12 protein-coding genes and 2 pseudogenes are annotated in these 14,406 nt (G+C 69.0%); 3 read left to right on the top strand and 11 right to left on the bottom strand.

The annotated features are described in order from the left end of the window. The first annotated feature begins 19 nt into the window (after positions 1 to 19). The gene (locus ACFV2X_RS06915; protein WP_385612411.1) at positions 20 to 793 is read left to right on the top strand and encodes a hypothetical protein; all 774 of its coding nucleotides are present in this window, start codon (positions 20 to 22) and stop codon (positions 791 to 793) included. An 80-nt stretch (positions 794 to 873) separates the two neighbouring features. Here the strand turns inward: ACFV2X_RS06915 and ACFV2X_RS06910 are convergent, their stop codons facing one another. The 3 genes and pseudogenes from ACFV2X_RS06910 to ACFV2X_RS06900 form a co-directional block, all read right to left on the bottom strand. Next, on the bottom strand, positions 874 to 1,848 hold the full coding sequence (locus ACFV2X_RS06910) for an acetylxylan esterase (protein WP_385612409.1): 975 nt from the start codon (positions 1,846 to 1,848) through the stop codon (positions 874 to 876). Between the two features lie 476 nt (positions 1,849 to 2,324). Next, positions 2,325 to 2,605 (bottom strand): annotated as a pseudogene (locus ACFV2X_RS06905) (ATP-binding protein); the annotation flags it as partial. 144 nt (positions 2,606 to 2,749) lie between these two features. Continuing rightward, positions 2,750 to 3,187 (bottom strand): cupin domain-containing protein, encoded by a 438-nt coding sequence (locus tag ACFV2X_RS06900; RefSeq protein ID WP_385612406.1) that lies wholly within the window; start codon positions 3,185 to 3,187, stop codon positions 2,750 to 2,752. 405 nt (positions 3,188 to 3,592) lie between these two features. On the opposite strand from ACFV2X_RS06900, the pseudogene ACFV2X_RS06895 reads away from it, so the two are divergent. After that, positions 3,593 to 3,835 (top strand): annotated as a pseudogene (locus tag ACFV2X_RS06895) (transposase); the annotation flags it as partial. 278 nt (positions 3,836 to 4,113) lie between these two features. On the opposite strand, the gene ACFV2X_RS06890 reads toward ACFV2X_RS06895, so the two are convergent. Together ACFV2X_RS06890 and ACFV2X_RS06885 are read right to left on the bottom strand one after the other, a co-directional pair. Then, the gene (locus tag ACFV2X_RS06890) at positions 4,114 to 4,599 is read right to left on the bottom strand and encodes a rhodanese-like domain-containing protein (RefSeq protein ID WP_385612403.1); all 486 of its coding nucleotides are present in this window, start codon (positions 4,597 to 4,599) and stop codon (positions 4,114 to 4,116) included. 160 nt (positions 4,600 to 4,759) lie between these two features. Continuing rightward, positions 4,760 to 5,740 (bottom strand): helix-turn-helix domain-containing protein, encoded by a 981-nt coding sequence (locus ACFV2X_RS06885; RefSeq protein ID WP_385612401.1) that lies wholly within the window; start codon positions 5,738 to 5,740, stop codon positions 4,760 to 4,762. Positions 5,741 to 5,852: 112 nt separating this feature from the next. On the opposite strand from ACFV2X_RS06885, the gene ppk2 reads away from it, so the two are divergent. After that, positions 5,853 to 6,698: a polyphosphate kinase 2 gene (gene ppk2, locus ACFV2X_RS06880; RefSeq protein WP_385612399.1), complete on the top strand. Its 846-nt coding sequence runs from the start codon at positions 5,853 to 5,855 to the stop codon at positions 6,696 to 6,698. A gap of 168 nt (positions 6,699 to 6,866) precedes the next feature. Here ppk2 and ACFV2X_RS06875 read toward each other — a convergent pair whose 3' ends face one another. The 6 genes from ACFV2X_RS06875 to ACFV2X_RS06850 all read right to left on the bottom strand — a co-directional run bounded on the left by ACFV2X_RS06875 (position 6,867) and on the right by ACFV2X_RS06850 (position 14,085). Then, positions 6,867 to 8,312: an NAD(P)/FAD-dependent oxidoreductase gene (locus tag ACFV2X_RS06875; protein WP_385612397.1), complete on the bottom strand. Its 1,446-nt coding sequence runs from the start codon at positions 8,310 to 8,312 to the stop codon at positions 6,867 to 6,869. A gap of 5 nt (positions 8,313 to 8,317) precedes the next feature. Further along, positions 8,318 to 9,112 carry an ABC transporter permease gene (locus ACFV2X_RS06870; protein ID WP_385612395.1) on the bottom strand — a complete coding sequence of 265 codons (795 nt, stop codon included), beginning with the start codon at positions 9,110 to 9,112 and terminating at the stop codon, positions 8,318 to 8,320. Continuing rightward, positions 9,112 to 10,053 (bottom strand): ABC transporter permease, encoded by a 942-nt coding sequence (locus tag ACFV2X_RS06865; RefSeq protein WP_385612393.1) that lies wholly within the window; start codon positions 10,051 to 10,053, stop codon positions 9,112 to 9,114. Before ACFV2X_RS06865 ends, ACFV2X_RS06870 begins: the two co-directional genes overlap by 1 nt. Then, positions 10,050 to 11,204 carry an ABC transporter ATP-binding protein gene (locus ACFV2X_RS06860; protein WP_385612390.1) on the bottom strand — a complete coding sequence of 385 codons (1,155 nt, stop codon included), beginning with the start codon at positions 11,202 to 11,204 and terminating at the stop codon, positions 10,050 to 10,052. The genes ACFV2X_RS06865 and ACFV2X_RS06860 overlap by 4 nt, the downstream gene beginning before the upstream one ends. Positions 11,205 to 11,225: 21 nt before the next feature. Beyond that, positions 11,226 to 12,485 (bottom strand): spermidine/putrescine ABC transporter substrate-binding protein, encoded by a 1,260-nt coding sequence (locus ACFV2X_RS06855; RefSeq protein ID WP_385612387.1) that lies wholly within the window; start codon positions 12,483 to 12,485, stop codon positions 11,226 to 11,228. A gap of 79 nt (positions 12,486 to 12,564) precedes the next feature. After that, the gene (locus tag ACFV2X_RS06850) at positions 12,565 to 14,085 is read right to left on the bottom strand and encodes a gamma-aminobutyraldehyde dehydrogenase (RefSeq protein ID WP_385612384.1); all 1,521 of its coding nucleotides are present in this window, start codon (positions 14,083 to 14,085) and stop codon (positions 12,565 to 12,567) included. Positions 14,086 to 14,406 lie beyond the last annotated feature (321 nt).

Raw genomic sequence — 14,406 nt, 5'->3', positions numbered from 1 at the left:
CTGGAGTGAGCGACAGTGGATGGTGACAGTGGTGGGTGAATTCGGCGCACCGGGAGCCCCCGGGGACGACTCGGTGGTGGAGTACAACTACACCCACAACAACGCGGGCAGCGGCTACCTGGCTTACACCTCGACCGCCAGTTCGAGGGTGTGGGGGCCGAACACCTACCGCTACAACATCTCCGAGAACGACGACTGGGCGAACGCCCAGGGCGGCCTGTTCGACGTGGTGCCCAGCGCACCGAAGAACGCGCTGTCGATCTACGGCAACACCTGCTTCACCAACAAGGACCAAAGTGCCAACAAGAAGGCCGGCGCGAGCGCGTGCTTCCTGTTCGGCTATGCCTCGGGCACATGGGCCAGCGGTTCGCAGATCAAGGACAACATCTGCCACATGGCCAACAAGGGCACGTACGGCAAGACCGGCCAGATGTACTACAACCCGTACGGCCAGACCGGCATGACGCTGTCGAACAACCTGTACTACGGCACGAACACCGGCGGTTGGCGCTGGAGCGGCACCACCTACGCCGACTTCGCCGCGTGGAAGGCGGCGGGTCTTGAGTCGGGCGCGGTGTGGGGTGACCCGCTGTTCACCACGCCCGGCGGGGGCGGCACGTGCTCGTGGTCTCCGACCTCGGGCACGGGGCCGCAGCCGTGTCCGCAGGCCTACACGCTCAAGCCGGGTTCCCCGGCACTCGGAACGGGAACGGCCGTGTCCGGCAACGGCGGTGTGGACTACTACGGGGCCACCATCCCCAGCCCGCCGAACATCGGGGCCGACGCCGCGTAGGCCCTGACTGACCCCTATTGGCCATCGGCACCGGTCTCCTACGCCACGCCACTCCACGGCGACGGAAACCGGTGCCGATGTCATGCCAGGTGCTTGGTGAAGAACTCCGTCGTGGCCGCACGCAGCGCCTGTGCCTCGACGTCTTCCCCGTCATAGGGGAAGTGGCCGGCTTGCAGGACGCGCAGTTCGCGCGGCCCCGAGAGCGCGTTGTACACCGCGAACTGGCCCGGCGGCGGCACGACCGGATCGAAGAGGGCGGGGGCGACAAGCACCGGGATGTCCATCCGTGTCGCCGCGGTGGCCGCGTCGTAGTAGGCGAGGACATCGACGATGCCGGGGTGTTCTCGGTGGTGGCGGCGCACGGCCTCGCCGCTGCCGACGCAGGGAAGCGTCAGGCGCAGCGGGTGGTTGCCGAAGGTGGGGACCCGTAGCTGTGCCGCCGCGAAGCGCTCGTCCCACGGCAGCCCGAGGGCGCCAAGGCCGCCGCCGAAGCTCTCCCCGAGGTACCCGAACCCACGGCCGGCGAGCGCCGGGACCAGCTCGGTGAGCGCCGAGGCCGCACACCACAGGTCCGCGACACAGTCGCCGATGACATAGCCGTCACGCGAGTCGATGCCGTGCAGCACATGGCCGTCGGCGACGCTCGGCACGCCCGGAAGCAGTCCCTTGCTCGGCATGCCGGTCACGCACGGCAGGATCGCCGCCGAGGCGGGCAGGGGAAGCGGGATGTCCTGGCCGACCTGGGCCCGGCCGCCGTAGCCATGGCCGATGACGAAACCGTGGCGCACCGATGCCACGTCGGCAGGCAGGACCAGCCATCCGCCGCGCCGGCCGCGTGTCGACGCGTAGGACACGTCGAAGATCCGCACACCATCGCGCTCTTCCACGAGTGCGCCGATGCGCGACTCCGGCTCGACCCGGCGGGCTGCCTCGTATCTGTCGCGCCAGAACCTGTCGAAGTCGGCGGGGGCGGCGGGTGCCGCGATCCGCAGCAGTTCGTCGAGCGCTCGGCCGTAGGACGGGTCGAACGGGAAGTCGTGTGCGAAGCGCGGCATGCGGTGATCGTAGATCACTGTCGAACGGGGGCGAGTTGGGTGACCTATGCGCCGGTGGGACGTACGGTGGCGCGCCTTCCGATGAGATCCGGACCGCGATCGCCTGGGACCGGTCGGTGCGCATGCTCCGTGCCGCGAGGTGGGGCCGGTAATCCAGCGCGGCGATCGCCTCCTCGACACGCTGCCGGGTCTCCGGCACCACCATCTCTGGGCGTGTGCAGGAAGTTGGAGACGGTCTGCCGGGAGACACCGGCGTACTCCGCGACCGACGTGATCGTCGCCCTCCCGGTCTTTCTGGCCACCGTTACGTCCCCCGATCTGAGCATGTCAATGAATCGTTCGCACCAGTCGAAAGATCGAGGCCCGTGCTCATCGACGCGGTCCTGGCCAGGGCCCGGGATCTCGGACTCGAACGGGTCACCGTGCACTCCAGTCCTCGTGCGATCCCGGCATACTCCCGCCACGGTTTTGAGGCTTCACCACGTCTGCTCCACACCCACGTCGCCCGCACCACCCCCTATCCCTGACAGCCGACGATCATTCGCTAAGGGCTCGGTGCCGGTCCCGATGAGGGTGGCGTTGAAGGGGAGCCGGTCGACGACCGCCGCGCAGAGCCGTGGGCCCGGTGAAGGTCTTGGTCCGGCCCGTGAACGCCTCGTTGGTGGGCGATGGTGATGCTGTCCTTCTCCTGGCGCTCGGTCAGTACTTGGAAGAGCATCCAGGCGCCGCGTCGGTCGAGTGTGAGGTAGTCGAGTTTGCCGGCGATGCGTCACCATGAGTCTGTCCGGGGGCAGAACGTGTGCGGGCTCGTGAGATCGATGACGAGGAAGGCCGGAGGTTGCTGCAAACCCCGGCACCTGGACCGGTGTTCCGAATTCCGCACTCGTGTCGATCTCGCGGGTCAGCCTTCGGAGGGACGCGGGGCGCGCAGGTGCGCCCGTTCCTTCAGCTCCTCCTCGTCGACCAGCGTGAGCATCGGCTGGCCCGGCGCGCACAACATGGTCACCACGAACTTGGTCTGTGCGTCCGACAGGGCGTTGCCGTCCTGGTAGTGGATCACGTCACCGCCTGGCTCCCAGAACGTCCCGCCGGCCTCGACCACACGCTCCGGCTCACCCTCGAGCTCGAACCGGAGCGCGCCCTCCATCACGTAGCCGAACGACGGGCCCGAGTGGCGATGTGGAGGGAGCCCGGGGTGACTGGGAGGCCACTCGACGAGGATGGTCATTCCCGAACCACCTTCGGGAAAGAAGGGCGGAGTGACTTCCTGCAGCAACTTGACTTCGGGCGGCAAGGACACCTCGTGGGCGCTCCCGTGCTCTGGGTTCTTCGCTGACATGTACCACACCTCCGTAAGCCTGCCCGAATGGATGATCTTGCGTCGGCCACCGCGTTCCGGACCGGTGTACCGACCCACTCGTTCGGCTGTGACCAAGGTCGCCGGTTCCCTGCTCACACAACTCGCTTCGCGATGAGGACATGCCACAACCCGCATCCGTGACAGGCTGTGTGCCTTCTGGCTCGCCCAAACGGTCTCGACACCACCCTGCCTCCCGTCGGCGGCCGCCGCAATCCGGGAGTCAGCGGCATCGAGACCGCATCGCGCCACGTCATCGGCGGGCATCCAGCGCCGTATCGGACAGCGTCTGCCCTGTTGTGATGTGACGCGCCACTCGGGTGCCGGAGGCTGCTGCGGATCATCCGCAGAGGCACCGGCTCGGTCGTGACGTGGCGGCGGGCCCAGATGGTGCTGCTGTCAGCACAGGGCATGGCGGTGGCGGAGATCGCCGAGGTGACGTTCACCAGCGCGGACCGGGTCCGCGATGTGATTCACGACTTCGACACCGACTGCTTCGAGGCGCTCTACCCCAAGTACAAGGGCGGTCGCCCGAGGACTTTTACGCTGCCCGAGTGGCGCGAGGTCAGGAAGATCGCCAAATCCAAGCCGGCCGAGCACGGCCCGCCGTTCTCGACCTACCAGCCGGCCTGGGTCGAGATCACCCCACCCAACGAGACCAAGTCCCTCAAGACCGAGTGGCCTTGGGAGAACGACAGCCTCGTCGACCAGCGCAGCGCCACCCGCCCCGCCACCTTCGTCAACCCCATCGGCCGACCAGCTCAGAGCCGTGCCATCAAGGTCCGCTGCCCCAGTGCGTCACACCGGGCGGCGGACTTTCCGTTTCACGCCCCGCGCCCTTAAGAAGTCATCCCATGTGACGCCGGGGAAATCCTGACGGATCACGCCGCTCGGCCGTGCGGTGCCCTTCAGCATGCGCAGGAGGTGCCCGAGCGCGGGGCGGTCAGGTCGTCGACAGGGCGCTGCTCGGCGCCGATGGCGGAGTCGTAGGAGTAGCCCTCGCGTGCCCAGTACTCGAAGCCGCCGAGCATTTCCTTGACCTGGTAGCCGAGGCGGGCGAAGGCCAGCGCCGCGCGGGTCGCGCCGTTGCAGCCGGGGCCCCAGCAGTAGGTGACCACGGTCTGGGCCGGGTCGATCAACTGCGGTGCCAGGTCGGCCATCTGTGCGGTGGGGATGTGGAGGGCGCCGGGGATGTGGCCCTGGTCCCAGGCGGCATTGCTGCGGGTGTCGACCACCACGATCCCGGGTGCGCCGGATGCCAGATCGGCGTGGACGTCGGAGACATCCGCCTCGAAGGCGAGGCGGGCGGCGTAGTGGGCGGCGGCCTCGGCCGGGGTGGCGGCGGGCACGCTCAGGACGGCGCTGGTGATCTCGGCGGAAGCGGTGACAGACATGGGGGTACCTCTTGTTCTTGCTGGTCGGGACGGGGGCCGGTGGGCCGTGCCGGGTTTCTCCCGGGCGGCGACGGCTCCATCCTCTGATCCCTGGGCCCGCCCTAGGAGTGGCGTAAACGCCTTAGTTCATCAAGATTCCGCCAGCTGTACGGGGTGACCCTTATGAGTGCGCGGGGACGCGGGTGAACGTCTTGCGGTAGGCCGTCGGCGTCGTACGCATCTGGCGGGTGAAGTGGTGCCGGTACGTCGCGGTGCTGTCGAAGCCGACCGCGGCGGCAACCTCGTCCACGGTGCCCTCGCCGGACTCGAGCAGTGGCAGGCTGGCAGCCACCCGCTGGGCGATGACCCAGCGCATGGGGCTCACGCCGTTACGGCGGGTGAAGTGCCTCAAGTACGAGCGTTCCGACATGCACGCAGCCCGGGCCAGGGCGGGCACGGACAGCGGTGTGTGCAGATGGCGCAGCGCCCAGTTCATGCTCTCCGTGACGCCGTCGTCCTCGGGGTCGATCTCTCCCACCGCCGCCTCGATGAACTGGGCCTGCCCGCCCTCGCGGTGCGGCGGAACGACGAAGCGGCGCGCCACCGCGTTGGCGACGGCCGCACCGTGATCGGCCCGGACCAGGTAGAGGCACAGGTCGATACCGGCCGCGCTGCCCGCGCTGGTGAGGACATCGCCGTTGTCGACGTACAGCACGTCGGGGTCGACCTCGATTCCGGGATGCCGTTCGGCAAGCGCGCGGGCGTAGCGCCAGTGGGTGGTGGCGCGCCGGCCCTCCAGCAGGCCGGTCGCAGCCAGCGCGAACGCCCCCGAGCAGATCGATACCAGGCGCGCCCCCCGCGCATGGGCCCGCAGCAGCGCTTCCACCAGGGCGGGCGAAACCTCCGCCCCGGCCTTGGCCACCCCCGGCACGATCACCGTGTCCGCCGCGGCCAGCGCATCGAGCCCGTGCTCGGCGCGCAGCGTGAACCCGCCGACCGCCCGCAGATCCCGGCCGGGTTCCTCGGCGCATACCCGCAGCTCGTACCAGGGCAGGTCTCCCAGCTCGGGCCGGGACAGGCCGAAGACCTCCACCACCACGCCCAGCTCGAAGGGCGCCATGCCATCGAAGGCCAGTACAGCCACCACATGCGTCTTCGTCATGGCGGGATCTTAACAATCGCCAAGATCCAGCCATGACGGGCGCGGGCGGTGCGATGGGCGACTGGGCACGGGGGCGGGGGCGGAGCGGTCCGTGCGATGCGACACTGGCCTCATGGGCGACCGCGGCTTTGGCCGACTGCCCCGGGCCAGGTACGAGCAGGAGATGTCACGTCTGCAGATCGAGCTGGTGAGGCTCCAGGAGTGGGTGCGGGCCGAGGGGTGGCGGCTGGTGGTGGTCTTCGAGGGGCGTGACGCTGCCGGCAAGGGCGGCGCGATCAAACGGGTCACCGAGAGCCTGAACCCGCGTATCGCGCGGATCGTCGCCCTGCCGGTGCCGACCGAGCGGGAGCGCACGCAGTGGTACTTCCAGCGCTACGTCGAGCAGCTTCCCGCCGCGGGTGAGATCGTGCTCTTCGACCGCAGCTGGTACAACCGGGCCGGCGTCGAGCGGGTCATGGGCTTTTGCACCGAGGAGGAGCACCAGCGCTTCCTGCACCAGTGCCCGGTCTTCGAACGGATGCTGGTCGAGGACGGGATTCTGCTGCGCAAGTACTGGTTCTCGGTGAGCGACGCCGAACAGGAGCAGCGGTTCCGCAGGCGGCTGAGCGACCCCACCCGGCGCTGGAAGATCTCGGCGATGGACCTGGAGTCCGTCACGCGATGGGAGGCGTACTCCCAGGCCAAGGACGAGATGTTCGCGCGCACAGACATCCCCGAGGCCCCCTGGTACGTCGTCGAGGCCGACGACAAACGCGCGGCCCGCATCAACATGATCGCCCACCTGCTGTCCACCGTGCCGTACGGCGACGTCCGGCTGCCGGACCTGCGACTGCCGCCCCGTCCCGCGCCCACCGGGTACGAGCGGCCGCCCCGGCATCTGCAGACCTATGTACCCGACCACGCCGCCTCGCTCCTGGCACCGGATCGCGAAACCCCCGGCGAAGGGGCGCACGGATGACGACACGGCACACCGCCCCTGACGACTTTGCTCCGCGCGAAACTTCCCCGGGTGCCGGAGGGCGGCCGGGTCGACGAGGCCGAGGTGCGCCGTACGCTCGCCGCCCTGGACCCGAAACCGTCACCGCACTGAACGGGGCGACAAGTCCCGAAGCCCCGAAGGCCCACCTCAGCTGTCGAAGCCCAGCCCCATCTTGTCCATCGCCTTCAGCCACAGATTCCGGCGGCCGCCGTTCTCATCCGCCCGGGTCATCGACCACTGCGTGATCCCGATGCCCGCCCAGCGCACCGGCTCCGGCGGGAAGGGCAGCGGCTTGCTGCGCACCATCTCCAGCCGGGTGCGCGCGCTGGGCTCACCGCCGAGCAGATCGAGCATCACCTCCGCGCCGAAGCGGGTCGCCCCGACGCCGAGGCCGGTGTACCCGAGGGCGTAGACCACCCGTCCGCCGTGCGCGCTGCCGAAGAACGGGGAGAAGCGCGAGCAGGTGTCGATCGCGCCGCCCCAGGCGTGGCTGAAACGCACGCCCTCCAGCTGCGGGAAGCAGCGGAAGAAGTTCCGGGCGAGGGTGCCGTAGGTGGCCGGGTGGTGGTCGTACTCGGCGCGCACCCGGCCGCCGTAGCGGTAGATGATGTCGTAGCCGCCCCACAGGATGCGGTGGTCGGCGGTGATGCGGAAGTAGTGGAAGTGGTTGTTGGTGTCGCTCAGCCCCTGCCGCCGCTTCCAGCCGATCGCGCCGAGCTGCTCCTCGGTCAGCGGCTCGGTCATCAGCGCGTGGTCGTAGACGGGCACGACATACGGGCGGACGCGCCGCACCAGCGCGGGGAAGGCGTTGGTGGCGAGTGCCACCTGACGGGCGCGCACCCGGCCGTACGGGGTACGGACGGCCATCGCCGCCCCGGCGCTGGTCAGCCGCTCGGCCGGGGTGTGCTCGTAGATCCGTACGCCCAGTTCGGCGCAGGCGCGCTTGAGCCCCCAGGCCAGCTTGGCGGGGTGCACCATCGCCACGCCCTTGCGGTCCCACAGCCCGGCCAGGAAGGTCGGTGAGTCGACCTCGGCGCGTACCGCGTCGCGGTCGAGGAACTCCTGCTCCGCGACGCCGAGCCGGGCGGTCAGTTCGGCGGTCTCGCGCAGTTCCTCGATCTGGTGGGGCTCGGTGGCCACGTCGATCTCGCCGGTGCGCTCGAAGTCGCAGTCGATGCCGTAGCGGGCGACGGCGGCCTCGATCTCGTCGAGGTTCCGGTGGCCGAGCCGTTCGAGTTCGGCCTGTTCACCGGGCCAGCGGGCCAGACCGTTGCCGAGGCCGTGGGTGAGGGAGGCGGCGCAGAAGCCGCCGTTGCGCCCGGAGGCGGCCCAGCCGATCTCCTGGCCCTCGAGCAACACCACATCGCGGTCGGGGTCGCGCTCCTTGGCGATCAGGGCGGTCCACAGTCCGCTGTAGCCGCCGCCGATGACGAGCAGATCGCAGTGCTCGTCCCCGATGAGGGCGGAACGGGCACGGGGCCGGCCGGGGTCCTCCAGCCAGTACGGGGTGTAGGCGGCGTCGGCCAGGGATTCCAGGGCGGACGGTCCGGGGGCGCTGTCCCCGGTAGAGCGCGTCATGGCGTCTGCGGCCATGGGTTTCAGCTCCTCTTGCGGCGGGTGCCGGCCAGTTGGCCGACGAGGACGCACAGCACCGCGATGGCGAACATCGCCGTGCCGATCACGTTGACCTGTACGGGCGTACCGCGCTGTGCGGATCCCCAGACGAACATGGGGAAGGTGACGGTCGAGCCGGCGTTGAAGTTGGTGATGATGAAGTCGTCGAAGGAGAGCGCGAAGGACAGCAGCGCACCGGCGGCGATACCGGGGGCCGCGATCGGCAGGGTGACGCGCAGGAAGGTCTGGGCCGGGGAGGCGTAGAGGTCCTGGGCGGCCTGTTCCAGCCGGGGGTCCATGCTCAGCACCCGCGCCTTGACGGCGGTCACGACGAAGCTCAGGCAGAACATGATGTGGGCGATGAGGATCGTCCAGAAGCCGAAGTCGACGCCCATGTTGAGGAAGAGGGTTGCCAGCGAGGCGGCCATGACGACCTCGGGCATCGCCATCGGCAGGAAGATCAGGCTGTTGACGGCCGGGCGGGCCCGGAAACGGTATCGGGCCAGCGCGAAGGCGATCATGGTGCCCAGGGCGGTGGCGCCGATGGTCGCCCACACCGCGATCTTCAGGCTCAGCGAGAGCGAGCCGCACATGTCGGCGACGCCGCAGGGGTCGGTCCAGGCGTCGGTGGAGAACCGCTGCCATTCGTAGTTGAACCGGCCGTTGGGCTTGTTGAAGGAGAAGACCAGGACGACGACGTTGGGCAGGATCAGATACGCGAGCGTGCCGAGCCCCGCGATGACGACCAGGTTCCGCCGTATCCAGCGTGTCAGAGCCATCAGACCAGATCCTCCGTCCCGGACCTGCGGATGTAGACGGTGACCATCGCGAGGATCGCCGCCATGAGGATGAAGGACAGTGCCGCGGCCGTCGGGTAGTCGAGTACCCGCAGGAACTGCGACTGGATGACGTTGCCGACCATCTTCTGGTCGGTGGAGCCCAGCAGCTCGGCGTTGATGTAGTCGCCCGTGGCCGGGATGAAGGTGAGCAGGGTGCCCGCGACCACGCCCGGCATGGACAGCGGGAAGGTCACCTTGCGGAAGGTGGTGAAGGGCTTGGCGTACAGGTCCCCGGCCGCCTCGTGCAGCCTGCCGTCGATGCGCTCCAGCGAGCTGTAGAGGGGCAGGATCATGAAGGGCAGGAAGTTGTACGTCAGACCGCAGACCACCGCCAGCGGCGTGGCCAGCACCCGTTCGCCCTCGGTGAGCCCGAGCTGACTGGTCACATCCAGGATGTGCAGGGAGTTCAGCACGCCGACCACCGGACCGCTGTCGGACAGGATGGTCTTCCAGGCCAGCGTGCGGATCAGGAAGCTGGTGAAGAACGGCGCGATGACCAGGATCATCACCAGGTTGCGCCAGCGGCCCGCGCGGAACGCGATGAGGTACGCGAGCGGATAGCCGAGCAGCAGGCACAGCACGGTGGCGGTCGCCGCGTACATCACCGAGCGCAGGAACTGCGGGTAGTACTCGGTCAGCGCGTCCCAGTAGGTCTGGAAGTGCCAGGTGACCTTGAAGCCCTCTTCGAGGGAGCCGGTCTGGACCGAGGTCGACGCCTGGTAGACCAGCGGCGCCGCGAAGAAGATCACCAGCCACAGGATGCCGGGGAGCAGCAGCCAGTAGGGGACCAGCTTCTTGCGGAGCGCGGCCTTGCGGACGCCCGCCGGGGCTGCCGGGGGCGGGGCCGGGGGTGCCGGCTTTGGCGCAGTGGTCGCGCTCACGCCGCCTCCTCGTCCCGTTCCGTGCCCGCGTCGATGTCCTGGGCGGCGTCGAGGCCGAAGGTGTGGGCCGGGTTCCAGTGCAGGACGACCTCGGCGCCGGGGACCAGCCGCGGATCGCGTTCGATGTTCTGCTCGTAGACGGCGATCTCGGGGCAGTCCGGGGTCTTCACCACGTACTGCGTGGAGACGCCGATGAAGCTGGAATCCGCGATCCGGCCGGTGATCCGGTTGCGTCCGTCGGCGACGGTGTCGGCGTCCTCGGTGTGGGTGAGGGAGATCTTCTCCGGGCGCACTCCGACGAGCACCTTGCCGCCGGTGCGCACGGGTGCGCCGCATCGGGCGGCGGGCAGGGCGAGCTTGCCGCCCGCGGTGGTCAGCACCAGGGTGCCGCCGCTCTTGTCGCTGATCTCGGCCTCGATGAGGTTGGAGGTGCCGAGGAAGTTGGCGACGAAGGTGGTGGCGGGGTTCTCGTAGAGCTCGGCGGGGGCGCCCTGCTGCTCGACGCGGCCGCCGTTCATCACCGCGACCGTGTCGGCCATGGTCATGGCCTCCTCCTGGTCGTGGGTGACATGGACGAAGGTGATGCCCACCTCGGTCTGGATGCGTTTGAGCTCGAGCTGCATCTGACGGCGCAGCTTGAGGTCGAGGGCGCCCAGCGGCTCGTCGAGGAGCAGCACCCGGGGGTGGTTGATCAGGGCGCGGGCGACGGCGACGCGCTGCTGCTGGCCGCCGGACAGCTGCTGGGGCTTGCGGCGGGCGAAGTCGCCGAGCTGGACCAGTTCCAGCATCTCGTCGACCTGCTTCTTCACCGACTTGATGCCGCGGCGGCGCAGGCCGAAGGCGACGTTCTCGTAGATGTCGAGGTGCGGGAAGAGGGCGTAGCTCTGGAAGACGGTGTTGACCGGGCGTTTGTACGGCGGGAGGGCGGTGACGTCCTGTCCGGCGAGCAGGACGGTGCCGGTGGTGGGGTCCTCCAGGCCCGCGATCATGCGCAGGGTGGTGGTCTTGCCGCAGCCGGAGGCGCCGAGCAGGGCGAAGAAGGAGCCGGCGGGTATGTCCAGGTCGAGCGGGTGGACGGCGGTGAACGACCCGTAGGTCTTGCTGATCCCGGTGAGGCGGACATCACCGCCGGTGGTGGGCTGCTGGGGCATGGCTGGGGTCTTCCTCGCTTGTCAGGCGCCGGTGAGCTTGGCGAACTTGTCCTCGAATGCCGTCTCTTCCTTGCTCGACAGCAGGCGGAAGGCGTGGGCCTTGGCGACCATCTCGTCGTCCGGGATGATCAGCGGGTTGTTCGCCAGATCCTTGTCGATCTTCGCAAGTTCGGTGCGTACGCCGTCGACCGGGCAGACGTAGTTGATGTACGCGGCGACCTTCGCGGCGACCTTGGGCTCGTAGTAGTAGTCGATGAGCCGTTCGGCGTTCTTCTTGTGGCGGGCCTTGTTGGGGATGAGGAGGTTGTCGGTGGAGATCATGTAGCCCGCCTCCGGGATGGCGAACTCGATCTCCGGGTTGTCCGCCTGGAGCTGGATGAGGTCACCGGCCCAGGCGATACACGCGGCGAGGTCGCCCTTGGTGAGGTCGCCGGTGTAGTCGTTGCCGGTGAACCGGCGGATCTGGCCCCGGTCGGCGCCCTTCTGGAGCCGGGCGATGGCGGCGTCGTACTCGTCGGCGGTGACGGTCTCCGGGCGCTTGCCCATGTCGAGCAGGGTGAGCCCGACGGTGTCGCGCATCTCGGTCAGCATTCCGACCCGGCCCTTGAGCTTGGGGTCCTCCAGCAGCTGGGAGACGGAGGTGACCTCGCGGCCGCCGGTGGCCTTCTTGTTGTAGGCGATGACGGCGGGGATACCGGTCCACGGGTAGGAGTGGGCGCGGCCCGGGTCCCAGTCCGGGTTGCGGAAGCCTTCACCCAGGTTGGTGTAGGCGTGCGGCAGGTTGGACGCGTTCAGCTGCTGCATCCAGCCGAGCCGGATCATCCGTCCGGCCAGCCAGTCGGTGACGCAGATGAGGTCGCGTCCGGTGTCCTGGCCCGCGGCGAGCTGGGGCTTGATCTTCCCGAAGAACTCGACGTTGTCGTTGATGTCCTCGGTGTACTTCACCGTGATGCCGGTGCGGCGCTGGAACTCCTCGAGCGTCGGACGGTGCTTGTTGTCGTCGGTGACGTCCATGTACTCGGTCCAGTTGGAGAAGTTGACCCGCTTCTCGTCGTCGGAGTGGTCGTCGGAAGCGTTGTCCGCCTCGGCGCGCCCCGCGGGCGGGATGCCGCAGCCGCTCAGCGCCCCGAGCCCGCCGATGGCGAACGCTCCGGCGCTGCCCGCGCGCAGCAGGCTGCGGCGGGTCAGCGCCATCCGGCCGCTGGTCATGCTGCGGCGGATCGCGGCGATCTGCGGTGGGGACAGGCTCTCGGGCTCGTGGGTTGGTTCCGTTGGTTCCATGAAGCTGTGCCTTTCGAAGGTGCCGGCCGGTGCGGGCCGGTCCCAGCCGGCCGAAGGCCACACGCGGTGGCCGCACGAATCAGATCTGTCGGTCCCCGAAGACCGTGCGGTGCCAGTCCTTGCGGACCTCCGCCGTGTTGTCGAACATCACATGCTTGACCTGCGTGTACTCCTCGAGGGAGTACGCCGACATGTCCTTGCCGTAGCCGGACTTCTTGAAGCCGCCGTGCGGCATCTCGCTGATGATCGGGATGTGGTCGTTGATCCACACACATCCGGCCTTGATCTCGCGGGTGGCGCGGTGGGTCCGGTAGACATCGCGGCTCCAGGCGGAGGCGGCGAGGCCGTAGGGGGTGTCATTGGCCAGCGCCAGGCCCTCGTCGTCGCTGTCGAAGGGGAGGACGACCAGGACCGGGCCGAAGATCTCGGACTGGACGATCTCGCTGTCCTGGGCGGCACCGGTGATGAGGGTGGGCCGGTAGTAGGCGCCCTTGGCGAGATCGCCGCCGGGGGCCTCACCGCCGGTGACGACGGTGGCGTAGCCGCGGGCCCGCTCGACGAAGCCCGCGACGCGGTCGCGCTGGGTGTGCGAGATGAGGGGGCCGAGGTCGGTGTGCGGGTCGAAGGGGTCGCCGAGGCGTACGGACGCCATCAGATCGGCGACGGCGGCCACGAACGCGTCGTACAGCGGGCGCTGGACGTAGGCGCGGGTGGCGGCGGTGCAGTCCTGGCCGGTGTTGATCAGGGCGCCCGCGACGGCGCCATGGGCGGCGGCCTCGACGTCCGCGTCGTCGAAGACGACGAAGGGCGCCTTGCCGCCGAGTTCGAGGTGGAGCCGCTTGACGGTGGCGGTGGCCAGTTCGGCCACCCGCTTACCGACCGCGGTCGAGCCGGTGAAGGAGGTCATGGCCACGCCGGGGTGGCCGACCAGTTGTTCACCGGCTTCCAGGCCGGTGCCGGTCACGATGTTGACGACACCGTCCGGGATGCCCGCCTCGGTGGCCGCCTGCGCGAACATCAGCGAGGTCAACGGGGTGAGTTCGGCGGGCTTGAGGACGATGGTGTTGCCCGCGGCGATGGCCGGGAGGACCTTCCACGCGGCCATCTGGAGCGGATAGTTCCAGGGGGCGATGGAGCCGACGACGCCGATCGGCTCACGGCGGATGTACGAGGTGTGGTCACCGCTGTACTCGGCGGCCGCCTTGCCCTCCAGATGGCGGGCGGCGCCCGCGAAGAAGGCGGTGTTGTCGATGGTGCCGGGGACGTCGAACTCGGTGGTGAGCTTGATCGGCTTACCGCACTGCAACGACTCGGCGTAGGCGAGTTCCTCCGCCCGCTCCCCGAGCGCGGCGGCGAACCCGTGCATGGCGTCCGAGCGCTCACCGGGGGTGGCGCCCGCCCATTCGGGGAAGGCGGCCTCCGCCGCCGCCACGGCGTCGTCGACATCGGCCGGACCGGCGAGCCGGTAGGTGTACACCTGCTCGCCGGTGGCTGGGTCGACGACCGCGTGCAGGTGTTCCGAGCCGCCTGTGCGCAGCCGACCCGCGATGTACTGCGCACCCTGGGCGAACCGCTCCGTCACATCGAACCGCTGATCCATCGCGTGCTCTCCTCCGCCGGTCGCCTCTCGGGGCATGGCGTCGTTCTAGCCGGAATCGAAGGCCGATCCTGACAGAGGACCTTCACTTCAACAAGGGATTCCGTTGTTGCTTTTTAGTTTCACGACGGATTCGGTGATCGGATAGGGCCTGGAGGTCACCGATTCCGGAGGCACGGACGCGGTGTGCGCGACCGTGCCCCCCGGGGTTCCGCGGGGTCGGTCAGCCGCCCAGCGAGGTCATGACGTGCTTGATCCGGGTGTAGTCCTCGAACCCGTACGCGGACAGGTCCTTGCCGTAGCCGGACTTCTTGAAGCCGCCGT

This window comes from Streptomyces sp. NPDC059679 (genome assembly GCF_042734105.1).
Lineage (GTDB): Bacteria > Actinomycetota > Actinomycetes > Streptomycetales > Streptomycetaceae > Streptomyces.
This window is presented reverse-complemented; position numbering and strand designations above follow the sequence as displayed.